The organism is Cupriavidus sp. H18C2 (assembly GCF_049393795.1).
In the GTDB taxonomy this organism is placed as follows: Bacteria; Pseudomonadota; Gammaproteobacteria; order Burkholderiales; family Burkholderiaceae; genus Cupriavidus; species Cupriavidus pauculus_C.
In genome coordinates this window covers 980,001-999,124 of the sequence record NZ_CP186011.1, presented here as the reverse complement: position 1 = coordinate 999,124, position 19,124 = coordinate 980,001, and the positions used below count along the sequence as shown (strand labels likewise).

At 70.0% G+C, this 19,124-nt stretch carries 19 protein-coding genes (1 of these 19 only partly in view); 9 read left to right on the top strand and 10 right to left on the bottom strand.

Annotation, left to right across the window (positions count from 1 at the left end; genetic code table 11):
• Position 1: 1 nt before the first annotated feature.
• The 6 genes from EPAKOI_RS21045 (at position 2) to EPAKOI_RS21020 (ending at position 4,856) form a co-directional block, all read left to right on the top strand.
• A complete protein-coding gene (locus EPAKOI_RS21045) occupies positions 2–1,486 on the top strand; it encodes an efflux transporter outer membrane subunit (RefSeq protein ID WP_423193547.1) in 1,485 nt (494 codons plus the stop codon).
• Positions 1,487–1,614: 128 nt separating this feature from the next.
• Entirely contained in the window at positions 1,615–2,076 is a 462-nt protein-coding gene (locus EPAKOI_RS21040) for a DUF2127 domain-containing protein (protein WP_423193546.1), read from the top strand.
• An 88-nt stretch (positions 2,077–2,164) separates the two neighbouring features.
• Positions 2,165–2,455, top strand: a complete 291-nt coding sequence (locus EPAKOI_RS21035; RefSeq protein ID WP_124686368.1) for an antibiotic biosynthesis monooxygenase family protein — start codon at positions 2,165–2,167, stop codon at positions 2,453–2,455.
• A 48-nt stretch (positions 2,456–2,503) separates the two neighbouring features.
• A complete protein-coding gene (locus EPAKOI_RS21030; protein ID WP_124686369.1) occupies positions 2,504–3,142 on the top strand; it encodes a CDP-alcohol phosphatidyltransferase family protein in 639 nt (212 codons plus the stop codon).
• Positions 3,143–3,252: 110 nt separating this feature from the next.
• A complete protein-coding gene (locus EPAKOI_RS21025) occupies positions 3,253–4,368 on the top strand; it encodes an NADH:flavin oxidoreductase/NADH oxidase (protein ID WP_423193545.1) in 1,116 nt (371 codons plus the stop codon).
• Positions 4,369–4,688: 320 nt separating this feature from the next.
• On the top strand, positions 4,689–4,856 hold the full coding sequence (locus EPAKOI_RS21020) for a hypothetical protein (RefSeq protein ID WP_423193544.1): 168 nt from the start codon (positions 4,689–4,691) through the stop codon (positions 4,854–4,856).
• Positions 4,857–4,874: 18 nt separating this feature from the next.
• On the opposite strand, the gene EPAKOI_RS21015 is transcribed toward EPAKOI_RS21020, so the two are convergent.
• The 9 genes from EPAKOI_RS21015 to EPAKOI_RS20975 all read right to left on the bottom strand — a co-directional run bounded on the left by EPAKOI_RS21015 (position 4,875) and on the right by EPAKOI_RS20975 (position 14,229).
• Positions 4,875–6,674: a hybrid sensor histidine kinase/response regulator gene (locus EPAKOI_RS21015; protein ID WP_313835948.1), complete on the bottom strand. Its 1,800-nt coding sequence runs from the start codon at positions 6,672–6,674 to the stop codon at positions 4,875–4,877.
• A gap of 24 nt (positions 6,675–6,698) precedes the next feature.
• On the bottom strand, positions 6,699–7,352 hold the full coding sequence (locus EPAKOI_RS21010; protein ID WP_124686372.1) for a response regulator: 654 nt from the start codon (positions 7,350–7,352) through the stop codon (positions 6,699–6,701).
• Between the two features lie 275 nt (positions 7,353–7,627).
• Positions 7,628–8,323 (bottom strand): dipeptidase PepE, encoded by a 696-nt coding sequence (pepE, locus tag EPAKOI_RS21005; RefSeq protein ID WP_423193543.1) that lies wholly within the window; start codon positions 8,321–8,323, stop codon positions 7,628–7,630.
• 115 nt (positions 8,324–8,438) lie between these two features.
• Positions 8,439–9,296 carry a phosphodiesterase gene (locus EPAKOI_RS21000; protein ID WP_423193542.1) on the bottom strand — a complete coding sequence of 286 codons (858 nt, stop codon included), beginning with the start codon at positions 9,294–9,296 and terminating at the stop codon, positions 8,439–8,441.
• Positions 9,293–10,351, bottom strand: coding sequence for an ABC transporter ATP-binding protein (locus EPAKOI_RS20995; RefSeq protein WP_423193541.1), 1,059 nt, complete (start codon positions 10,349–10,351; stop codon positions 9,293–9,295). Before EPAKOI_RS20995 ends, EPAKOI_RS21000 begins: the two co-directional genes overlap by 4 nt.
• Positions 10,344–11,228: an ABC transporter permease gene (locus EPAKOI_RS20990; protein ID WP_423193540.1), complete on the bottom strand. Its 885-nt coding sequence runs from the start codon at positions 11,226–11,228 to the stop codon at positions 10,344–10,346. Before EPAKOI_RS20990 ends, EPAKOI_RS20995 begins: the two co-directional genes overlap by 8 nt.
• 10 nt (positions 11,229–11,238) lie before the next feature.
• Positions 11,239–12,057, bottom strand: a complete 819-nt coding sequence (locus EPAKOI_RS20985) for an ABC transporter permease (RefSeq protein WP_124686377.1) — start codon at positions 12,055–12,057, stop codon at positions 11,239–11,241.
• 14 nt (positions 12,058–12,071) lie between these two features.
• Positions 12,072–13,094 carry an ABC transporter substrate-binding protein gene (locus EPAKOI_RS20980; protein ID WP_313835959.1) on the bottom strand — a complete coding sequence of 341 codons (1,023 nt, stop codon included), beginning with the start codon at positions 13,092–13,094 and terminating at the stop codon, positions 12,072–12,074.
• A gap of 46 nt (positions 13,095–13,140) precedes the next feature.
• Positions 13,141–14,229 (bottom strand): substrate-binding domain-containing protein, encoded by a 1,089-nt coding sequence (locus EPAKOI_RS20975; RefSeq protein ID WP_124686379.1) that lies wholly within the window; start codon positions 14,227–14,229, stop codon positions 13,141–13,143.
• Positions 14,230–14,587: 358 nt separating this feature from the next.
• On the opposite strand from EPAKOI_RS20975, the gene EPAKOI_RS20970 reads away from it, so the two are divergent.
• The 3 genes from EPAKOI_RS20970 (at position 14,588) to EPAKOI_RS20960 (ending at position 18,434) form a co-directional block, all read left to right on the top strand.
• A complete protein-coding gene (locus tag EPAKOI_RS20970) occupies positions 14,588–16,168 on the top strand; it encodes a DUF1800 domain-containing protein (protein ID WP_423193539.1) in 1,581 nt (526 codons plus the stop codon).
• A 26-nt stretch (positions 16,169–16,194) separates the two neighbouring features.
• Positions 16,195–17,484 (top strand): DUF1501 domain-containing protein, encoded by a 1,290-nt coding sequence (locus EPAKOI_RS20965; RefSeq protein WP_423193538.1) that lies wholly within the window; start codon positions 16,195–16,197, stop codon positions 17,482–17,484.
• A 158-nt stretch (positions 17,485–17,642) separates the two neighbouring features.
• Positions 17,643–18,434 (top strand): EAL domain-containing protein, encoded by a 792-nt coding sequence (locus tag EPAKOI_RS20960; protein WP_423193537.1) that lies wholly within the window; start codon positions 17,643–17,645, stop codon positions 18,432–18,434.
• Between the two features lie 144 nt (positions 18,435–18,578).
• Here the strand turns inward: EPAKOI_RS20960 and EPAKOI_RS20955 are convergent.
• Positions 18,579–19,124 (bottom strand): IS3 family transposase gene (locus EPAKOI_RS20955; protein ID WP_423192497.1) (it continues 626 nt past the right edge of the window). Within the gene, positions 18,579–19,124 belong to an annotated coding region that runs on past the window's edge; the region does not span the whole gene.

The following is a 19,124-nucleotide window of genomic DNA, read 5'->3' as shown; positions in this document are numbered from 1 at the left end:
CATGCAAGACAACGTGATGAAGCAGTACCTGCCGAGGCTGGCCACGCTGGCCGCCGCCCTGGTGCTGGCCGGCTGCTCGCTGGCACCGACCTACAAGGTGCCCGAGACGCCCACCGCCGCCACCTTCAAGGAGGCCGACGCGGCCGCCGCCGAGGGTGCGCAGTGGAAGACCGCCACGCCGGCCGAGGGCCAGCAGCGCGGCGACTGGTGGAAGGTGTTCGGCGATGCCGAGCTGGACCGTCTGATCGACGCGGCCAACGCCCACAACCAGGACCTGGCCGCCGCGGCGGCCCGCCTGAAGCAGGCGCGGGCGTTCACCGGCGCCACCGAGGCGGACATGTACCCGCAACTGAGCGCCGGGCTGGACCCGACGCGCACGCAGCCGTCGGCGGCCTCGCAGGGCCTGCCCGATGGCACGCGCGTGTCGCCGCAGACGGTGTACAAGGCGCGGCTGTTCGCCAACTACGAGCTGGACCTGTTCGGCCGCGTGGCCAGCAGCGTCAACGCGGCGCGGGCGGAAGAAAAGGGCGCGGAAGACCTGTACCGGTCGGTGCAGCTTGCGCTGCAGGCCGACACGGCGCAGGCGTACTTCGCGCTGCGCACGCTGGACAGCGACCGCGAGCTGCTGCACGCCACGATCAAGCTGCGCGAGGATTCGCTGTCGCTGCTGCGCAAGCGGTACGAGGCCGGGGAGACCACCGACCTCGATCCGGCCCGCGCCGAATCGGAACTCGGCACCGCGCGTGCGGACCTGGCCAGCATCGAGCGCCGCCGGGCCAACCAGGAGCATGCGCTGGCCGTGCTGACCGGCGTGGCACCGTCGCAGTTCGGACTGGCCGCGCGGCCGTTCGATACCGCACCGGTGGCCGTGCCGGCCGGGCTGCCGTCCGAGCTGCTGGAGCGGCGTCCCGACATCGCGGCGGCCGAACGCCAGATGGCGGCAGCCAACGCGCGCATCGGCATCGCCAAGGCCGCGTTCTTCCCGCGCATCTCGCTGACGGCGCTGTTCGGCTTCGAGTCGGCGGACCTGTCGAACCTGTTCAAGTGGTCGTCGCGCACCTGGATGCTCGGGCCGCTGGTGGGCACGACGGTGGCGCAGACCATCTTCGACGGGGGCCGCAACAGCTCGAACCTGGCCGGCGCCCGCGCCGCGCACGAGGAAAGCGTGGCGCGCTACCAGCAGACCGTGCTGGTGGCGTTCCGCGAGGTCGAGGACAGCCTGGCCGACGTACGCTGGCTCAGCCAGCAGGCTACGGCGCTCGATGGCGCACTGGCCGGCGCCCGCCGCGCGCAGCGCATCTCGCGCAGCCGCTACGATGCCGGCGCGGTCGACTACCTGACCGTGATCGACGCGGACCGTACCGTGCTGCAGTCGCAGCGCGATGCCAACGCGGTAGCCGGCCTGCGCGCCGCCGCCACGGTGGCGCTGGTGCGCAGCCTCGGCGGCGGCTGGGGCCCGACGCCCGAGACCGTGGCGAAGAACTGAGCGCGGCCTGACCTGTCCGCGTTCGCCCCTCTCCCGCGCCATCGGGAGAGGGGCGCCTGCCATTTTCCCGATGGCAGGCCGCCGCCAATCCTGCACAATACCGGCTTCCCCACTCCCACCCTGCCGCCATGGCACACGCCGGTTCCCCGCTGGGGCTCAAAAGCATTGCGTTGTTCGAAGCCGCCAAGGGCGTGCTGGTCATCCTGGCCGGTCTTGGCCTGGTGGCGCTGCTGCACAGCGACGCCCAGGCGGTGGCCGAGTCCATCGTCGCGCGGCTGCACCTGAATCCCGCCGGCCACTACCCGAAGATCTTCCTGGCGCTGCTGAACCATCCCGCCGACGGCCGGCTCTGGGCCATCGGTGGCTCCGCCGCCGTGTACGCGCTGATGCGCTTTGCCGAAGCCTACGGCCTGTGGCACAGCCGGGCCTGGGGCAACTGGATCGGCGTGTGGTCCGGCGGCATCTATATCCCGGTAGAGGTGTACGAGGCCGTGCGCCACCCCACGTGGCTCCATGTGGGGCTGGCGGTGGCCAATGCGCTGGTGGTGGCCTACCTGGTGCAAAGCCTGGCGCGGCGGACGGTCAAGTAAGCCGCCTGGCGCAAATCTGCTAAGGTAGAACGCGCGTGCCGCGCTGTCAGACAGGCACCGATATCAAGCCACCCAGAGAAGACCCATCATGATTCACGAAATTGCACAGATCACGATCAAGCCCGGCATGGAAGCGCAGTTCGAGGCCAACGTGGCCAAGGCCAAGCCGCTGTTCCTGCGTTCCCGCGGTTGCCACGGCCTGAACCTGCAGCGCTCGATCGAGCAGCCGTCGCAGTATGCGCTGGTGGTGGCCTGGGAAACCGTGGAAGACCACATGGTCCACTTCCGCGAATCTGACGAGTTCCAGGAGTGGCGCAAGCTGGTCAGCGACTGCTTTGCCGCGCCGCCGGCCGTGCATCACGTGAACACCGTACTCTGACCGTCCGGGCGCCCGGCCCGGGCGCCAACGCACAAAGGAGTCCGCCGCATGTCCACCCCTCAGCAGCGCCCCAGGCATTTCTCGATGCTGCGCGACTTGCAGCTTGCGGACTTCTTCACGCTGGCCAACGCCGCGTGCGGCATGGGCTCCGTCTTCTACGCGATGTACTTCGTCGCGGAGCCCACGCTCCGGTATTTCTACATCGCGGCGGCACTGGCGCCGGCCGCGTTCATCTTCGACGTGCTCGACGGCCGCATCGCCCGCTGGCGCCACGCGCATTCCGCGCTGGGCCGCGAGCTCGATTCGCTGTCCGACATCATCTCGTTCGGCGTCGGCCCCGCCACGCTGGCCTTTGCGGCCGGCATGCGCGGCGGCTGGGACCTCGCCGCGCTGATCTACTTCGTCTGCTGCGGCGTCAGCCGCCTGGCCCGCTTCAACGTCACGGCCGAAACGCTGGCCGAGGGCTCCGCGCAGGGCAAGGTCAAGTACTTCGAAGGCACGCCCATCCCGACCAGCGTGGTGCTGACCGGCGTACTGGCCTGGTGCGCCTCGCGCGGCCTGATCGGCGACGCCTTGCCCGGCGGCGCATGGGACATCGCCGGCGGCACGTTCCACCCGCTGGCGCTGCTGTTCGTGCTGAGCGGCAGCCTGATGATCAGCAAGACGCTGAGGATTCCGAAGTTCTGACGCAGCGGCGGGGCAGGGCGCGGCGCCGTCTGCACGGATTTCCGCGGCCGCCTACAATTCCCCGGGACATTGGCCGTGTCCCGGCGGCCAGCAAGACGACAAGGAACCCCATGCCCCATCTCTTCGACCCCTACCGGATCGGCGAACTCGCGCTGTCCAACCGGATCGCCATTGCGCCGATGTGTCAGTACTCGGCGGAACAGGGTTCGGCCACTGACTGGCACATGATCCACCTCGGCAGCCTGGCGCTTTCGGGCGCGGGGCTGATGATCGTGGAGGCGACGGCCGTGTCGCCGGAGGGCCGCATATCGCCGGCCGACCTGGGGCTCTACAGCGACGCCAACGAAGCCGCGCTGGGCCGCGTGCTCGATGCCGTGCGCCGCTATTCGCCGATTGCCGTGGCCGTGCAGCTCGGCCATGCCGGGCGCAAGGCGTCCAGCCAGGCGCCGTGGGACGGCGGCGCGCAGATCCGTCCGGACGCGCCGGCCGGCTGGCAGACCGTGGCGCCTTCGGCCGTGCCGCATGCGGCCGACGAGGCGCCGCCCGCCGCGCTGGACAAGGCCGGCCTGCGCAAGATCCGCGACGACTTCGTGGCGGCCGCCCGGCGTGCCGCGCGGCTGGGCGTGGACGGCATCGAAGTGCACGGCGCGCATGGCTACCTGCTGCACCAGTTCCTGTCGCCGATTGCCAACCATCGCACCGACGAGTACGGCGGCAGCCTGGAAAACCGCATGCGCTTTCCGCTGGAAGTGTTCGATGCCGTGCGCGAGGCGTATCCCGCCGAACGGCCGGTCTGGATGCGCGTGTCGGCCACGGACTGGGTGCCGAATGGCTGGGACATCGACGGCACGATCGCGCTGTCCCATGCGCTCAAGGCGCGCGGCTGCGCGGCGGTGCATGTGAGCACCGGCGGCGTGTCGCCGCAGCAGGCCATCAAGATCGGCCCCGGCTACCAGGTGCCGTACGCCCAGCGCGTGAAGGCCGAGGTGGGCCTGCCGACGCTGGCCGTGGGCCTGATCACCGAGCCCGAGCAGGCCGAGGCGATCATCGCCAACGACGAGGCCGACATGATCTCGATTGCCCGCGCGATGCTGTACGACCCGCGCTGGCCGTGGCATGCCGCCGCCAGGCTGGGCGCCCAGGTCGACGCGCCAAAGCAGTACTGGCGCTCGCAGCCGCGCGGCCTGGAAAAGCTGTTCCGCGACGCCCATTTCGGCCAGCGATAGACACCCCCGTCCGCCGATGGCTGCAATCCCTCGCCCGCCCCGCGGGTGAGGGGCCCCGGCGATACGAAAGCCTGAACACGCCCCCCGCTCCAGATTTCCCTTGACTTCCCCCGCCGCCCCGAGCGGTATCCCCCCGGTCTCACATCCCGCGCCGCAGCATTGTTAAAACGCCAGAAATGGAGGGATTACCATGATTGCCGCGTCCCTCCGATGGCGCGACCATCGGTCGCAATAGATTGCAGTGGGCAGTACCCGGGCGCCCCCGAAGAGCACGCCCGTCATCACAGAAGTAGTCGAAGAACGCACTCTGGGAGACATCCATGCAAGTCTATGACGGCCTTGTCTTTTGCTGCGCCATGATCCTTGTCTGCATGTACGCCTATCTGGGCGTGCAGTCGCAGAGCCTTGCGCTGAAGTACGTGTCGCCGGCCATCGTCGGCGTGCTGGTGCTGGCCTACGCGCTGTTGCCGATGCGGATGATCGGCTGACGGTCCCCCATGTCCTGCTTATCGTTCGGCCGGTTTCCATTCGGCCGGGGCGTCGGCGTGGGCGGAAGCCTCGTGCAGCAGTGCGGCGATGGCCGCCTGCAGTTCGCCCGGTACCACCGGCTTGTGCAGCAGCGCCACGCCGCCAGCATGGACGTTGCGTAGCGGGTCGGCCGCCGTGTCGCCGGTGATGACGATGGCGGGCACGTCGCGCCCGGCCTGCGCCCGGATGGCGGCGATGGCTTCCAGCCCGGTGCGATGGCCGCGCAGCCGGTAGTCGGCCAGGATCAGGTCCGGCGCGAAGGTCGCGGCCAGCGCCAGCGCCTGTTCCTCGGTCTCGGCCGTGCGGCTGTCGCAGTGCCAGACCGCCAGCAGCCCGGCCATGGCCTCGCGGATGGCCGGATCGTCGTCGATCACCAGCACGCGCAGCCCGTCGCACCGCATCGCCAGCCCCGGCTCCGCGGCTTCCTCGGGCGCGGCCCACGCCAGCGGCATCCGCAGCCGGAACACCGAGCCACGGCCCGGCGTGGAGCCCAGCGTCACTACCGTGCGCATGGTGCGCGCCAGCCCGTCGACGATGGCCAGCCCCAGGCCCAGCCCCTTGCGCTGGTCGCGCTCCGGATTCCCGAGCTGGTGGAACTCGCGGAAGATCGCCCGGTGGTGCTCGGCCGGGATGCCCACGCCGGTGTCCCAGACCTCGATCGACACGTGGAAGCGGCGCGCGCGGCAGGCCACCAGCACGCCACCGGCGCGGGTGTAGCGGATGGCGTTGGCAATCAGGTTGCGCAGGATCAGCTCGGTCAGCGTCGGGTCGCCGAATAGCGTGGCCGTGGTGTCGCGTGTGCGGTAGACCAGCCCGCGCGCATTGGCCTGTGGCGCGAATTCGTTCTCCAGCTTGTGCAGCAGCGGCTGGAGCCGGAACGGGCGGGGCCGCGACGTGACCACGCCGGCGTCCAGCTTCGAGAAATCGAGCAACGTGTTCAGCATCTCGCGCGCGGCGCCCGACGAGGCTTCGATGTGGTCCAGCAGTTGCCGCTGCCGCGCGTCGAGCGGTGTGCGGGCCAGCGAGACCAGGAACAGCCCCAGCGCATGCAGCGGCTGGCGCAGGTCGTGGCTGGCCGATGCCAGGAACACCGACTTGGCGCGATTGGCCTCCTCGGCCTCGCGCTGGGCCTGCCCGGCGCGCGCGGTCTGGTCGCGCAGTTGCGAGATCAGCTCCACGTTCTCGAACCGTAGCGCCAGCGAGTGGCGCGCCATGCGCGAGTAGTTGCGCGCGAACACGATCAGCACGAACAGGTAGAGCGGCGTGGCCAGGAACATCGGCAGGTAGGCGATATCGTGCGTGACGATGAACACGGCCCACACCGGCATGATGGCCGGGATGAAGAAGCCCACGGCCACCGGCAGGCAGGCCGAGAACACGGCCAGCGCCGCCGCGCTCATGCCGGCGATCAGCGACAGCACGCAGATCACCACGGCCGGCGACCGGATGTCGAGGTAGAGCCAGCCGGCCAGCCCCCAAAGGCAGCCGATCAGCACCAGCACGACCGTCATGCCGCGCGCGTACAGGCCGCAGCGCGCCTCGCTCAGGCGGTCCGGCACGGCGCGCCGGCCGAAATGCGCGATGGCGCAGACCATGGTCACGGCCGCCGCCCACGGCAGCGCGCCGGGATGGCCGTCGGTCAGCGCCAGCCCGGTGCCCAGGAAGATCGCCGCCAGCGTGCAGCCCAGCATCGCCATGCCGAAGCTCTGGTCGATCAGCTCCATCTGCGCGGACAGCAGCCGCGGCTCGTCGTAGTGGGGCAGGAAGGGCAGCGCCATGGTCGCGGCGGGGTCGGTGGCGGGCTAGCGCCGGGTCTGCACCAGCCCGCGGCGCTGGGCCTCCAGGATGGCTTCGACGCGGCTGACCACGCCAAGGTGGTTCAGGATGGCCGCCACGTGCACGCGCACGGTGTTCTCGGACAACCCCATGTGGTAGGCGATGACCTTGTTCGACCGCCCCAGGCTCAACTGCGACAGCACCTCCAGCTGGCGCGGCGTGAGCTGGCTTGGCTCGTAGGCCGGCGGCGGGTCACCGCTGGCGCCAGGGTCCGCGCCGTGGCCGAGGCCATCGGCCGAGAAATGCGTGCCGCCGGCTAGGCAACTGGCGATGGCGCGCTCGATGTCGAGCGCGTCGGCCGACTTCGGCAGGAATCCGGCAATCTCGCGGCGCGCCTCGGGCGGGATGGCGTCGATATGTGACGTGCCCGACACGATCACGATCCGCGCGGCCGGAAAGTGCCGCCGCAGCACCTTGACGCCCTCGATGCCGTTCAGGCCCGGCATCTGGATATCGAGCAGCAGGATGTCCACCGGCTGGCTGCCGTGCGCCTCGACGGCCTCCATCACCGACCCGGCCTCGATGATCGTCGCCACGCTGGGGCTGTCGGCCAGCAGCAGCTTCAGCCCGGTGCGAAACAGGGTGTGGTCATCGATCAACAGCAGGCGGGCACGCGACATGGGGCAGGCGGGGCAGGGCAGGGGCGGCAAGTGCTCGATTGGACTGGATTCCCGCCGCGTTGTCCATGCGCCCAAACCGCCGATGTGGCGAAGCTGCCATACATGACAGGTACGCGACAAATACGTGACAGCCGCTGACTAGTCCGGAAAGATTATTGGCAGCGCAATGATGCGATGACAGCATTTTTCCCGTGGACGAATTCCGCGACTTGTCCATACCACTTCTGTACCCGCTCCTCCCGGCTGCGGGTATTTTTTTGTCCGCCGGGTGCGGGTCAGGCCGGCAGTGCCAGCGGCCCGGCGGTCACGTCCCAGCGCCGCTCGCCCAGGAACCAGCGCGCCGCGTGCGGCCCGTGCAGCGCAAAGGCGTTGCCCGACACGCGCACCCAGTCGCCTTCGGGCAGGCCCAGCACGGGCGTGTCCGGCGACAGCGTGGTGAACTCGGCCAGCCGCTGATCGCGCGTTTCGCCGCGAAAGCCTTCGATTTCCACGTTGTAGTAGTGCGGATTGATCTGGAACGGCACAAGGCCGAGCGCGTCGAAGCCGCCTGGGTCCACCACCGGCATGTCGTTGGTGGTGCGGATGGTCGGCGCGGCCAGGTTCGAGCCGGCGCTCCAGCCGATGTAGCGCGCGGCGCCGCTGCGTACCCGCGCCGCGATCGGCGCCAGCAGGCCCTGCTGGCGCAGCATCTGCAGCAGGCGGAACGTGTTGCCGCCGCCCACCACGATCAGCGTCGCGGCAGCCACGGCCGCCTGCGGGTCGGCCTGCTCGTGCAGGCTCGCCACCGCGATGCCGGCCGGCGCCAGCGCGTCGCGCACCTGGGCGGCATAGCCGTTCCAGTCGCGCGTCACCCCGGCGTAGGGCACGAACAGCGCCTGGGTGCGGCCATCGGCCAAACTTTCGATGGCTTGGCGGGCATGGACGAGGTAGCCCTCGTCCGACGTCGAATTGCTGAGCAGAAGCAGGTCCATGTCAGGGGGAAAAGCGCGGGCCGGCGGGCGGCGCCCCGGTCCGGCATCGGGAAAATGAAACCGGGGATGGTACCGCAATGCCACTTCGGTGCGGGCTCGCCGTGCGGGCGGCCGGCTAGTCGATCAGCTTGCCCTGGCCGTCGAAGAACGGGTGCAGCGGGCCGTGGTCGCCAATGGCCGCCAGGTGCGTGACCAGCCCGTGCGCGGGATGCCACCAGTGCAGCAGGTAGCCGGGCGGCTCCATGCGGAAGCGCGACGCGGCCTGCGGGTCCAGGTCCAGCGCCACCTGGTGCGCGGGGCCCGGCGCGGTCATGGCGATGGTGCCGCCAAAGCGCCGCGTGATATGCCGGTGCAGATGGCCGCAGATCACGCGCTCCACGTGCGCGTGGCGCGCAATCACCGCTTCCAGCCCGGCCGCGTTGCCCAGCCCCTGGGCGTCCATGTGGCCAATGCCGGTATGGAACGGCGGATGGTGCAGCATCACCAGCGTGGGCCGGCCCGGCGCCGCCGCCAGCGTGGCGTCGAGCCAGGCCAGCCCGTCGGGCGTGGCATGGCCGCCCGGCTGGCCGGGCACCGTGCAGTCGAAACCGACCAGCCGCAGCGGGCCCGCGTCGATCGCGTAGTGCACCGGCGCCTCGGCATCGCCGTGCGCGAACAGGTAGTCGTGGTCGTGGAACACGGCACGCAGCGACGTACGGTGGTCGTGATTGCCCGGCAGCAGCTTCACCGGCATCGGCAGCCGTTGCAGGATGTCGCGCAGAAAGCGGTATTCGTGCGGATCGCCAAAGTCGACGAGGTCGCCGGTGACCACGACCACGTCGGGCCGTTGCGGCGCGGCCAGCAGCGTGTCGATGGCGGCGTGCAGCGCGCCGGCGGTGTCCACCATCCGGTAAGACAGCTTGCCGCCCGCCTTGATGTGCAGGTCGGTCAGTTGCGCCACCAGGCAGGCGGGTGCGGAGGATGCGGGGGTCATGCGGCTTCGGCAAGCGTGATCAGGTGGTTGGTATCGATGCGCAGGCCCACGCGCGCGCCGGCTGCCCACGCGTCGCGGCGCGCGGTGTCGACGATCAGTGGCGCGGCGGCGCCCACGTCCACCAGCAGCCGCGTGTGGTTGCCCAGGAACAGCGCCGTCACGACCACGCCTTCCACGTGGGCGTCATCGGCGTGTACCAGTGCCACGTCCTCGGGCCGGAACATGAGCCGCGCGTTGGCGGACACTGGCGCGTCGTCGGGCGGGCCCATCGGCACCGTCCCGCCCGGCACGCGCCAGCGGCCGGCCTCGGCCGTGCCGGGCAGGTGGTTCATGGTGCCGATGAAATCGGCCACGAACGCGTTGGCCGGCGCGCGGTAGATGTCCTGCGGTGTGCCCACCTGCGCGATGCGGCCCTTGTCCATCACGATGATGCGGTCGCCCAGCGCCATGGCCTCGGCCTGGTCGTGGGTCACGTAGACGGCGGTGATGTGCAGGCTGCGCAGGAGCTGGTTGATGTCGGCGCGCAGCGTGTCGCGCAGCTTGGCGTCCAGCGCGGTCAGCGGCTCGTCCAGCAGCAGCACGCGCGGCTGCACGGCGATGGCGCGGGCCAGCGCCACGCGCTGGCGCTGGCCGCCCGACAACTGGTCGATGCGCCGGTCGGCAAACGGCTCCAGGTGCATCATCGCCAGCATCTCGTCCACGCGGCGGCGGCGCGTGGCGCCATCCACCCGGCGCACGCGCAGGCCGTAGGCAATGTTCTCGGCCACGCTCATGTTCGGAAACAGCGCGTAGTTCTGGAACACCATGCCCACGCCGCGCTGCTCGATCGGCAGGTCGGTCACACGGGTGTCGCCAAACCAGACGTCGCCGCCTGCGTCGGGCTGCTCCAGCCCGGCGATGATGCGCAGCGTGGTGGTCTTGCCGCAGCCGGACGGCCCCAGCAGCACCACGGTCTCGGCGGCGCCGATGTCCAGGTCCAGCGGGTGCAGCGCGAGCGTGCCGTCGGCAAACGTCTTGGCGCACTGGCGCAGGCGGATGGGGGTCGGTTCATGCATGGCGGCGTTCGGCAACAGGGGTGACGGGCGGGGCGGCGGGCGGCAGGGCAGCGGCATCGGCGGGCACGGCATGGCGGCGGGTGCGGGCGCCCAGCGCGCTCAGGGCCTGCATGAACACCAGCAGCGGGATGATCATGACAAAGAAGACGATGGTGTACGCGGAGCCAATCTCCAGCCGCATCGACGCATAGCTGTCGGCCAGCCCCACGGGCAGCGTCTGCGTGGTGGGCGTGTGCAGCATCCACGTCAGGTTGAATTCGCCCACCGACAGCGTGACCACCATCAGCGCGCCGGCCAGGATGCCCTGGCGGCAGTTGGGCAGCACCACCGTGAAAAAGCGCTGCAGCCGCGTGGCGCCCAGGCTGGCGGCGGCGTCTTCGAGCGTGCGGATGTCGATGGCCGCCAGGATGGCCAGCACCGCCCGCACCATGAACGGCAGCGTGAACACCACGTGGCCGATCAGGATGAACACCCAGCTCGTGCGCAGCCCCTGGAAGCTGCCGTAGAGCAGGATCAGCCCCAGCGCCGTGGCCAGCCCCGGCAGCGCCACGGGCAGCATCAGCAGCTCCTCGATCAGCCGCGTCACGCGGTTGCGCCGCAGCGCCATGTAGTAGGCGGCGGGCACGCCGATCACGAGCGTGCAGGCCAGGCAGGCCAGCGCAATGCCCAGCGACAGGAAGATCGTGTTGCGATAGAGCGCCCAGACCTCGGCCAGCCAGCGCGTGGTCAGTCCACTGGACACGCCCACGAAGATGTTGTTGGTCAGGCCGGCCAGCACCGACAGCACCACCGGCACGGTCATGAACGCGCAGACCAGCAGCGTCAGCGCAAGCTGCAGCCAGTAGCCGGTGCGGCGGGGGAGCAGGGATGGGCGCATGCGGCGGTCCTCAGGCCGTGGCGGCGACGGCATCGCCGGAGTACCAGCGCGCCAGCGCCAGCAGGGCCCACGTGACCGCGCCCAGCAGGATCGAGAGCGCGGCGGCCATGCCAAAGTTGGCGTAGTTGGTGAATTCGTTGTAGATGGTCAGCGGCAGCACGTCGAGCTGCGTGGCCAGCGTGAACGCCGTGCCGAACGCGCCCATGCTGGTGGCAAAGCAGATCGCCCCGCTGGACAGCATGGCTGGCATCAGCGCGGGCAGCATCACGTCGCGCACCACGCGCCACGGGCCGGCGCCCAGCGAGCGGGCCGCTTCCTCCAGCGAGGGGTCGAGCTTTTCCACGGCGGCCATCACGGTCAGGATCACGCGCGGAATCGAGAAATACAGGTAGCCGACAAACAGCCCGGCCAGCCCGTAGGCAAAGGTCCAGCGCTCGCCGGCCAGCGCGTCGCCAATGGTGGCCAGCAGCCCGTTGCGGCCGCCCAGCATGATGACCATGAAGCCGATCACCACGCCGGGGAACGCGAGCGGAAAGGTCAGCATGGCCACCAGCACCGGCTTGCCCGGCACGCGGTGGCGCTGCAGGAAGGTGCCGGCGATGCCCGCGATCACCAGCGTGGCCAGCGTCACCAGCGCGGACAGCACCACCGTCACCATCAGGCTGTGCAGGTAGCGCGCGCTGGTCAGCACGGTCACGTAGACGCCCGCGCCGTCCTTGCCCGTCAGGCTGACCTCGATCAGCCGCGCCATCGGCAGGCAGAAAAAGGCCAGGAACACGACCAGCGCGGGCAGCGCGAACAGGAACAGGGCGGGGGATCGGCGGGTCATCGCGGGTGCCGCGGCTAGCGGACTTCCTTCAGGTACTGGTCGCTGAACGCCTTCTGCACCTGGGCCATCTTGCCGAAGTCCACGGGCCGGGCGCGCGCGTAGTCGGCGGCGGGCAGGAAGCGGGCCTGCACCTCCGCCGGCATCGGCACGTTGCGCACCGGGCGCAGGTAGGCGTTGGCCCACAGCGCCTGGCCCTGGTCGGACAGCACGAAGTCCAGCACCTTGCGGCCCTCGGCCGCGTGCGGGGCGTTGTTGACCAGGCTCATCACATACGGCACCACCAGCGAGCCTTCCTTCGGGATCACGAAGGCCACGTTGGCGCGGTCCTTGTACTTGGCGCGGTACGCGTTGAAGTCGTAGTCGAGCAGGATCGGGATCTCGCCGGACAGCACGCGCGCGTAGGCGGTCTGCTTGGGCACGATCGGCTGGTTCTTCTGCAGGTCGCGGAAGAACTTGAAGGCCGGGCCGAAGTTGTCGAGCGTGCCGCCCATGGCCTGGTTCACGGCCACGGCGCCCACGTAGCCGACGAACGCGCTGGCCGGGTCCAGGTAGCCGATCAGGCCCTTGTACTCGGGCTTGAGCAGGTCTGCCCACGACTGCGGCACCGGCTTGCCGCGCAGCGCATCGACATTGACCATGAAGCCCAGCGTGCCCGAGTGGATGGCGAACCAGTTGCCTTGCGGGTCCTTCAGGCCGTCAGGGATGTCGGCCCAGTGCGCGGGCTTGTACGGCTGCGTCACGCCATCGGCCTTGGCCTGGATGCCGAACGTCACGCCCAGGTAGGTCACGTCGGCCACCGGGGCGGCTTTTTCCGCCACAAGCTGCGCCAGCGACTGGCCCGAGTTCTTGTTGTCGAACGGTACGGTGACGCCGGTCTTTTCCTTGATCGCGCGGATCTGCGCGGCCCAGTCGGCCCATTCGGGCGGGCAGTTGTAGCAGATGGCGGTCTGCGCGGCCACGCCCTGGCTGAAGGCGGCAAACGTGGCGGTGACGGCCAGCCAGCGCAGCGGACGGCGCCAGAAGGATTGCTTCGGCATGTGAGGCTCCCTGGTAGAGGTCGGTCGAGTCGGACCGGTGGTTGGATCAGGCAGGCATTGCGGGCGCACTGACGGTGCCCTCGATTCGTATCGCATGCGGCAGCAGCGTGGCGTGGCCGTTGGCGGCGGGCGGCACGGCTTCCAGCCGCTGCAGCAGTTCGCCGATGGCGTGCGCGCCGATGTCGGCGTTGGGCTGCACCACGGTGGCCAGCGGCGGCTCCACGAGCGCGCCCAGCGCGATGCCGTCGTAGCCCAGCACCGACACGTCGCGCGGCACGCGCAGGCCCAGGCGCTTCAGGTCTGAAATCACGCCGATCGCCAGCAGGTCGTTGGTGCAGAAGAACGCGGTGGGCGCCTGGCCGCCATCCATCAGCGCGCGGATCTGCGCGGCGTTGCTGGCGGTGTGGGACGGCAGGTTGACCGGATCGAGCACCGGCAGGCCGTGCGCGCGCATTGCGTCGGCATAGCCGGCAAAGCGCTGGCGCGCGCGGTCCGACGCGGTGAACGCGCCAGAGATGACCGCGATGCGGCGGTGGCCGGCGGCGATCAGCGCGTTGACGCCCTCGCAGGCGCTGGTGCGGTTGTCGACGGAGACCGAATGCCGGCCGGCCACGGCGCCTTCCGCCGGCACCTGGTTGTAGGCCAGCACGTAGGGCACCGATTCGCGGTCCAGCTGGTCCAGCACGGTGCTGTCGCTGGCGTCGGCCACGGTCAGGACCATGCCGTCCACGCGGTGGCGCAGCAGGTATTCCACGCGCTCGGTCTCGCGGGCCGGGTCGTAGTTGCTGGTGACCAGCATCAGCGAGTAGCCTGCCGCCATGGCCGATTCCTCGATGCCGCGCCAGCATTCGGCGAACACCGCGTTGTCCAGCGTGGGCAGCATCACGCCGATGATCCGCGTGCGCTGGGCGCGCAGCTTGGCGCCAAGCAGGTTGGGGCGGAACGACAGCCGCTGCGCGGCCTCATGCACGCGCTGCGCCGTGGCCTCGCGCACAAGCTGGGGGTGGCTGAACACGCGCGACGCGGTGGCCAGCGACACCTTGGCGGCCAGCGCCACGTCGGCCAGCGTGACCCCCTGGCCGGGTTCGGCGGACGCCAGGCGGGGCGGCAGTGCGGCGCGACGGGTTGCGGGCATCCATTCCTCTTCTCGGAAAGCGCACTTCGGATGAAAACGTTTTCATTGAAGCGCCGAAAAATCAGGCGTCAAGGAATAAATCTGCTGCACCGCCGCAATCCGGCCGCCGCAGCGCTCCCGCGCCTGTGTCATGCCGCGCATTGTCGGGCCGCTCTGTGACGGGCCGATGACAGGCCCGGCGCCGGCTATTACACGGTCTTGGGGGCGGCGCTGAAGGTCTTGTTGGCGGATACGCGCTCGGCGACTACCCGGATGGGAAAGCTTTCGTAACAGAGTCAGGGCGGGGCGCGGTCAACCATCCGGCGTGGCGAACGTCAAACCGGGATGCCGACGATGCGGCAACGAGACAAGGACGCTCATGACTGACCGACGATCTGGCTGGCGCGCCCGCGCCACGGGCCGCCTGGCGCTGCTGGCGGTGTCGGCCTGCCTGCTGGCCGCGTGCGCCACCGGCGATCAGGCCGGCGGCGGGGGCCCGCTGACCGCGGCGGACCTGCGCTGGTTGAACACCGTCAGCTTCGGCGCCGACCAGGCGAGCGCCGCGCATCTGCAGGCCGTCGGCCGCCAGCGCTATCTCGACGAACAGCTTGCGATGCCGCTGGCCGATCCGCCGCCGCTGGCCGCCGCCATCGCCGCGCTGCCGGTCAGCGAGGGCGACGCGCTGCAGCGGACGCAGGCGCTGCGCGCCGAGCGCCAGCGCATCCAGACGCTGCCCGACGATGACGCGAAGCAGCAGGCGCGCGAGGCGCTGAACCGGCAGGGCCGCGAGCTGGTGGTGGACACCGCGCGCCGGCACCTGCTGCGCGCGCTGTATTCGCCGGCGCAGCTGCGCGAGCAGATGACGTGGTTCTGGATGAACCATTTCAACGTCTACGCGGGCAAGGGGCAGGTCCGCTACGCGCTGGCCGACTTCGAGGCGCGCGCCATCCGTCCGCACGCGCTGGGCAAGTTCCGCGACCTGCTGATGGCCACGGTGACCGCGCCGGCCATGCTCGAATACCTCGACAACGCCCAGAGCAGCGCCAACCGCATCAACGAGAACTACGCGCGCGAGCTGATGGAGCCGCATACGCTGGGCGTGGCGGGCGGGCCCAGCGGGTCGCGCTATACGCAGCAGGACGTGCAGGAGCTGGCGCGCGTGCTGACCGGGCTCGGCATCAACGCACGGGGCGAGCCGCCCCGGCTGGCGCCGGCGCGCGCGGCGCTGTACCGCGCGGACGGCCTGTTCGAGTTCAATCCGAACCGGCACGATTTCGGGCCCAAGACGCTGCTGGGCCATGCCATCGCGCCGGCCGGCTTTGCCGAGGTGGAGCAGGCGGTGGCGATCCTGGCGCGCGACCCGGCCACGGCCCGCCTCATCTCGACCCGGCTGGCCACCTATTTCGTGGCCGACAACCCGCCGCCGCAGCTTGTGGGGCAGATGGCCGATACCCTCACCCGCACCGACGGCGACATCGCCGCCGTGCTGCGCACGATGTTCCGATCGAGCTGGTTCGACCGCGCGGCCGCCGATGGCGCGCGCAAGTTCAAGGACCCGATGGTGTTCGTGGTGTCGTCGATGCGGCTGGCGTACGACGGCCGGCCCGTGACCAACCTGCGCCCGGTGATCAACTGGCTCAACCAGCTTGGCGAGCCGCTGTACGGCCATGTGGCGCCCGACGGCTATCCGCTCACGGAGAGCGCGTGGGCCAGTTCGGGCCAGCTCGTGAAGCGCTTTGAGATCGCGCGCGCCATCGGCAGCGGGCCGGCGGGGCTGTTCCAGGACGAAAGCGGCCAGCCGTCGGCACAGCGCGGTTTCCCGATGCCGAACAACCGCGTGTTCTACACGCTGGTCGAGGGCACGCTGGGGCCGGCCACGCGGCAGGCGCTGTCGCAGGCCGGATCGCAGCCCGAATGGAACGCGGTGCTGCTCAGTTCGCCGGAATGGATGCAGCGGTAGCCCTCGGCACGACAGGAGACATGACCATGAATCGACGCCATTGGCTCCAGGCCATGGGCCACGCGGGCATCACGCTGGCGCTGCCGGCCGTGACATCGCGCGTGTTCGCGCTGCCGGCGCAGGCCGACGCCCGCTTTCTGCTGGTATTCCTGCGCGGCGGCTACGACGCCACCAACGTGCTGGTGCCGGCCGGCAACGATTTCTACCAGGCGTCGCGGCCGACCATCGCCATCCGCGCGCCGGTGCCGCCCGGTGCCGCGCCCGACCCGGCGGCGGCGCTGCCGCTGGGCGTGGACGGCTGGGCGCTGCATCCCGCGCTGGGGGCGACGCTGTTGCCGATGTGGCAGCGCCAGCAACTGGCCGCCGTGCCGTTCGCGGGCACCGCCGACCTGTCGCGCAGCCATTTCGAGACCCAGGACAGCATCGAGGCCGGGCAGGGCGGCGATGGCCACGGCGGCGGCGTGCCGCAGGGCAGCGGCTTCCTGAACCGGCTGACGCAGGCCATGGGCGGGCAGGCCGCGCCGGTGGCGTTCACCGATGGGCTGCCGATGGTGCTGTCCGGCGCCGTCAACGTGCCCAACGTCTCGCTCAAGGGCAACGGCCGCGCGCCGCTGGATGCGCGGCAGACGCAGGCCATCGCCCGCATGTACGCGGGCACGCGCTTCGAGTCACTGATTGCCGAAGGCTTCGAGCTGCGCCAGACCGTGGCCGAGCAGGCCGAGGCCATGCGGCGCCATGACGCGGCCATGCGTGCTGGCGGCGACACCATGGCCGGACGGATGCAGGAAATGCAGGCGGCCAGCCGGCGCGCGCTGAGCGCCCGGGGCTTCGAGCAGGAAGCGCGCCGCATGGCCGGGCTGATGCGCGACCGCTTCAACCTGGGCTTTATCGACGTCGGCGGCTGGGACACCCACGTCAACCAGGGCGGCGCGCAGGGCCAGCTGGCCGGCCTGCTGGACAACCTGGGCCGGGGCATCGCCGGGTTTGCCGAGGAAATGGGCCCGGCGTGGCGCCAGACCACGGTGGTGGCAATCTCCGAATTCGGCCGTACCTTCCGCGAGAACGGCACGCGCGGCACCGACCACGGCCACGGCACGGTCTACTGGGTGGCCGGCGGCAACGTGCGCGGCGGACGGCTGGCGGGCGAGCAGGCGGCCGTGGCGCCATCGAAGCTCAACCAGGGGCGCGACTACCCGGTGCTCAACGACTACCGGGCCGTGCTGGGCGGCCTGTTCGCGCGGCTGTACGGGCTGGACGAGGCGCGTCTGGCGCGCGTGTTCCCGGGCAGCCGGCCGCGCGATCTGGGGCTGGTCTGAGGGGCTGGCCGGGGGCGGCAGGGCGGGGCACCCTCCCAAAGCAGTACGCGGTTGCACTCAAGTCGGTGCGGGCAATGCCGATACTCCTGCAGTGGGAGTGGCATCTGCCCATAGCCTGATTCGTACAACACGATTCCCAGCCAGTTTGAGTGCAAGCCTTGTCGCGACCCCTGACGCCATCCATTGCCGATTGCCTCGAACACCGATTGCTGCGGCCGGTTTTCCAGCTGATTGGCTCGCTCGTGACGGGCGACATCTTCGGATATGAGGCGCTGATCCGTGGCCCGGCCGGCACCGCGCTGGAAAGCCCCGTGGCGCTGTTCGCCGAGGCCGCCCGCGCCGGCTGCCACGTCGAGCTGGAGCGGATAGCCGCGCGCGTGTCGATCGGCGTGTTCATGGCGTCGCGGCTGCCCGGCAAGCTGTTTTTGAACTACAGCGCCGATTCGTTGCGCGACATCGAGGACACGCGCGACGAGGTGCGGACGTTCCTGCAGACGCAGGGGCTGCCGTCGGACCGCATCGTGCTGGAGCTGACCGAACAGGCCCCGCTGGGGCCGCTGGAATCGCTGGCCAAGGCTGTGTTCTCGATCCGCAGCCGCGGCGCGCAGTTCGCGCTGGACGACTACGGCACCGGCCACGCCAGCCTGGGCCAGTGGATCGCGCTGAAACCCGACTACGTGAAGATCGCCCGCGTCATCATCGACGGCGTGGCCGCGTCGCCATTCCAGCGCGAGGCGCTGCAGGCGCTATGCAAGCTCGCGCGCACGTCCGGCACGCGCCTGATTGCCGAAGGCATCGAACAGGAAGACGACCTCGTGGTCTGCCGCGACCTCGGCATCGACTTCGCCCAGGGCTACCTGCTGGCCCGCCCATCGCCTGAGCCCCCGCTCACGCTGTCCGACGCGGCGCTGCGCGCGCTGCATCGGGGGCGATTGCGGGTGGCGAAGTAGGGGCGGCGGCGGAGGATACGGCGGTGATGGATGCTGGTGCGGGTTTTGTTTTCCGCCCTCTCGCGCGTTGCGGGAGAGAGGGGCCACACCGGCGGTGATGGCTGAGGCTGATGGTTCTTGTCTTTCTGTAGTGGTCAAGTTTTTTCAGACAGGTATTAAGGTTGTCTGGCGTTTGAACTTGTCCTCAAACTCCTGCGGCGACTCATATCCCAGTGTCGAGTGCAATCGCACCGGGTTATAGAAGCCGACGATGTACTGCGTAATGTCGCGCCGGGCTTCAGCCCGGTCGACGTAGCGCCTTTGCCAGATGCGCTCCATCTTCAGGTTCAGGAAGAAGCGCTCGGCCACCGCATTGTCCCAACAATCGCCCAGCCGGCTCATGCTGCAAATGAGGCCGTGGCGTCCCAGCAAGCCCCGGTATTCCTCGCTCGCGTACTGGCTGCCCCGATCCGAATGCACGATCAGGCCCGGTGACGGATTGCGCTGCTGGATCGCCATCCTCAACGCCGTGACCACCAGCGATGCAGGCATGGCCGCTGCCATGGCCCATCCCACTACCTTGCGCGAATACAGGTCCAGCACCACCGCCACATACAGCCAGCCCTCGGCCGTGCGGACGTAGGTAATATCCGCCGCCCAGGCCTGGTTGGGCTGCACCGGACTGAACTGCCGGCCCAGCACGTTCGGCGC

Coding starts and splice junctions, on each gene's coding strand:
- EPAKOI_RS21040 (WP_423193546.1), top strand. CDS start 1,615: ATGGCACACGCCGGTTCCCCGCTGGGGCTCAAAAGCATTGCGTTGTTC.
- pepE (WP_423193543.1), bottom strand. CDS start 8,323: ATGGACCTGCTTCTGCTCAGCAATTCGACGTCGGACGAGGGCTACCTC.
- EPAKOI_RS21035 (WP_124686368.1), top strand. CDS start 2,165: ATGATTCACGAAATTGCACAGATCACGATCAAGCCCGGCATGGAAGCG.
- EPAKOI_RS20975 (WP_124686379.1), bottom strand. CDS start 14,229: ATGCCCGCAACCCGTCGCGCCGCACTGCCGCCCCGCCTGGCGTCCGCC.
- EPAKOI_RS20965 (WP_423193538.1), top strand. CDS start 16,195: ATGAATCGACGCCATTGGCTCCAGGCCATGGGCCACGCGGGCATCACG.
- EPAKOI_RS21045 (WP_423193547.1), top strand. CDS start 2: ATGCAAGACAACGTGATGAAGCAGTACCTGCCGAGGCTGGCCACGCTG.
- EPAKOI_RS21020 (WP_423193544.1), top strand. CDS start 4,689: ATGCAAGTCTATGACGGCCTTGTCTTTTGCTGCGCCATGATCCTTGTC.
- EPAKOI_RS20995 (WP_423193541.1), bottom strand. CDS start 10,351: ATGCATGAACCGACCCCCATCCGCCTGCGCCAGTGCGCCAAGACGTTT.
- EPAKOI_RS20990 (WP_423193540.1), bottom strand. CDS start 11,228: ATGCGCCCATCCCTGCTCCCCCGCCGCACCGGCTACTGGCTGCAGCTT.
- EPAKOI_RS20970 (WP_423193539.1), top strand. CDS start 14,588: ATGACTGACCGACGATCTGGCTGGCGCGCCCGCGCCACGGGCCGCCTG.
- EPAKOI_RS21025 (WP_423193545.1), top strand. CDS start 3,253: ATGCCCCATCTCTTCGACCCCTACCGGATCGGCGAACTCGCGCTGTCC.
- EPAKOI_RS21015 (WP_313835948.1), bottom strand. CDS start 6,674: ATGGCGCTGCCCTTCCTGCCCCACTACGACGAGCCGCGGCTGCTGTCC.
- EPAKOI_RS21000 (WP_423193542.1), bottom strand. CDS start 9,296: ATGACCCCCGCATCCTCCGCACCCGCCTGCCTGGTGGCGCAACTGACC.
- EPAKOI_RS20980 (WP_313835959.1), bottom strand. CDS start 13,094: ATGCCGAAGCAATCCTTCTGGCGCCGTCCGCTGCGCTGGCTGGCCGTC.
- EPAKOI_RS21030 (WP_124686369.1), top strand. CDS start 2,504: ATGTCCACCCCTCAGCAGCGCCCCAGGCATTTCTCGATGCTGCGCGAC.
- EPAKOI_RS21010 (WP_124686372.1), bottom strand. CDS start 7,352: ATGTCGCGTGCCCGCCTGCTGTTGATCGATGACCACACCCTGTTTCGC.
- EPAKOI_RS20985 (WP_124686377.1), bottom strand. CDS start 12,057: ATGACCCGCCGATCCCCCGCCCTGTTCCTGTTCGCGCTGCCCGCGCTG.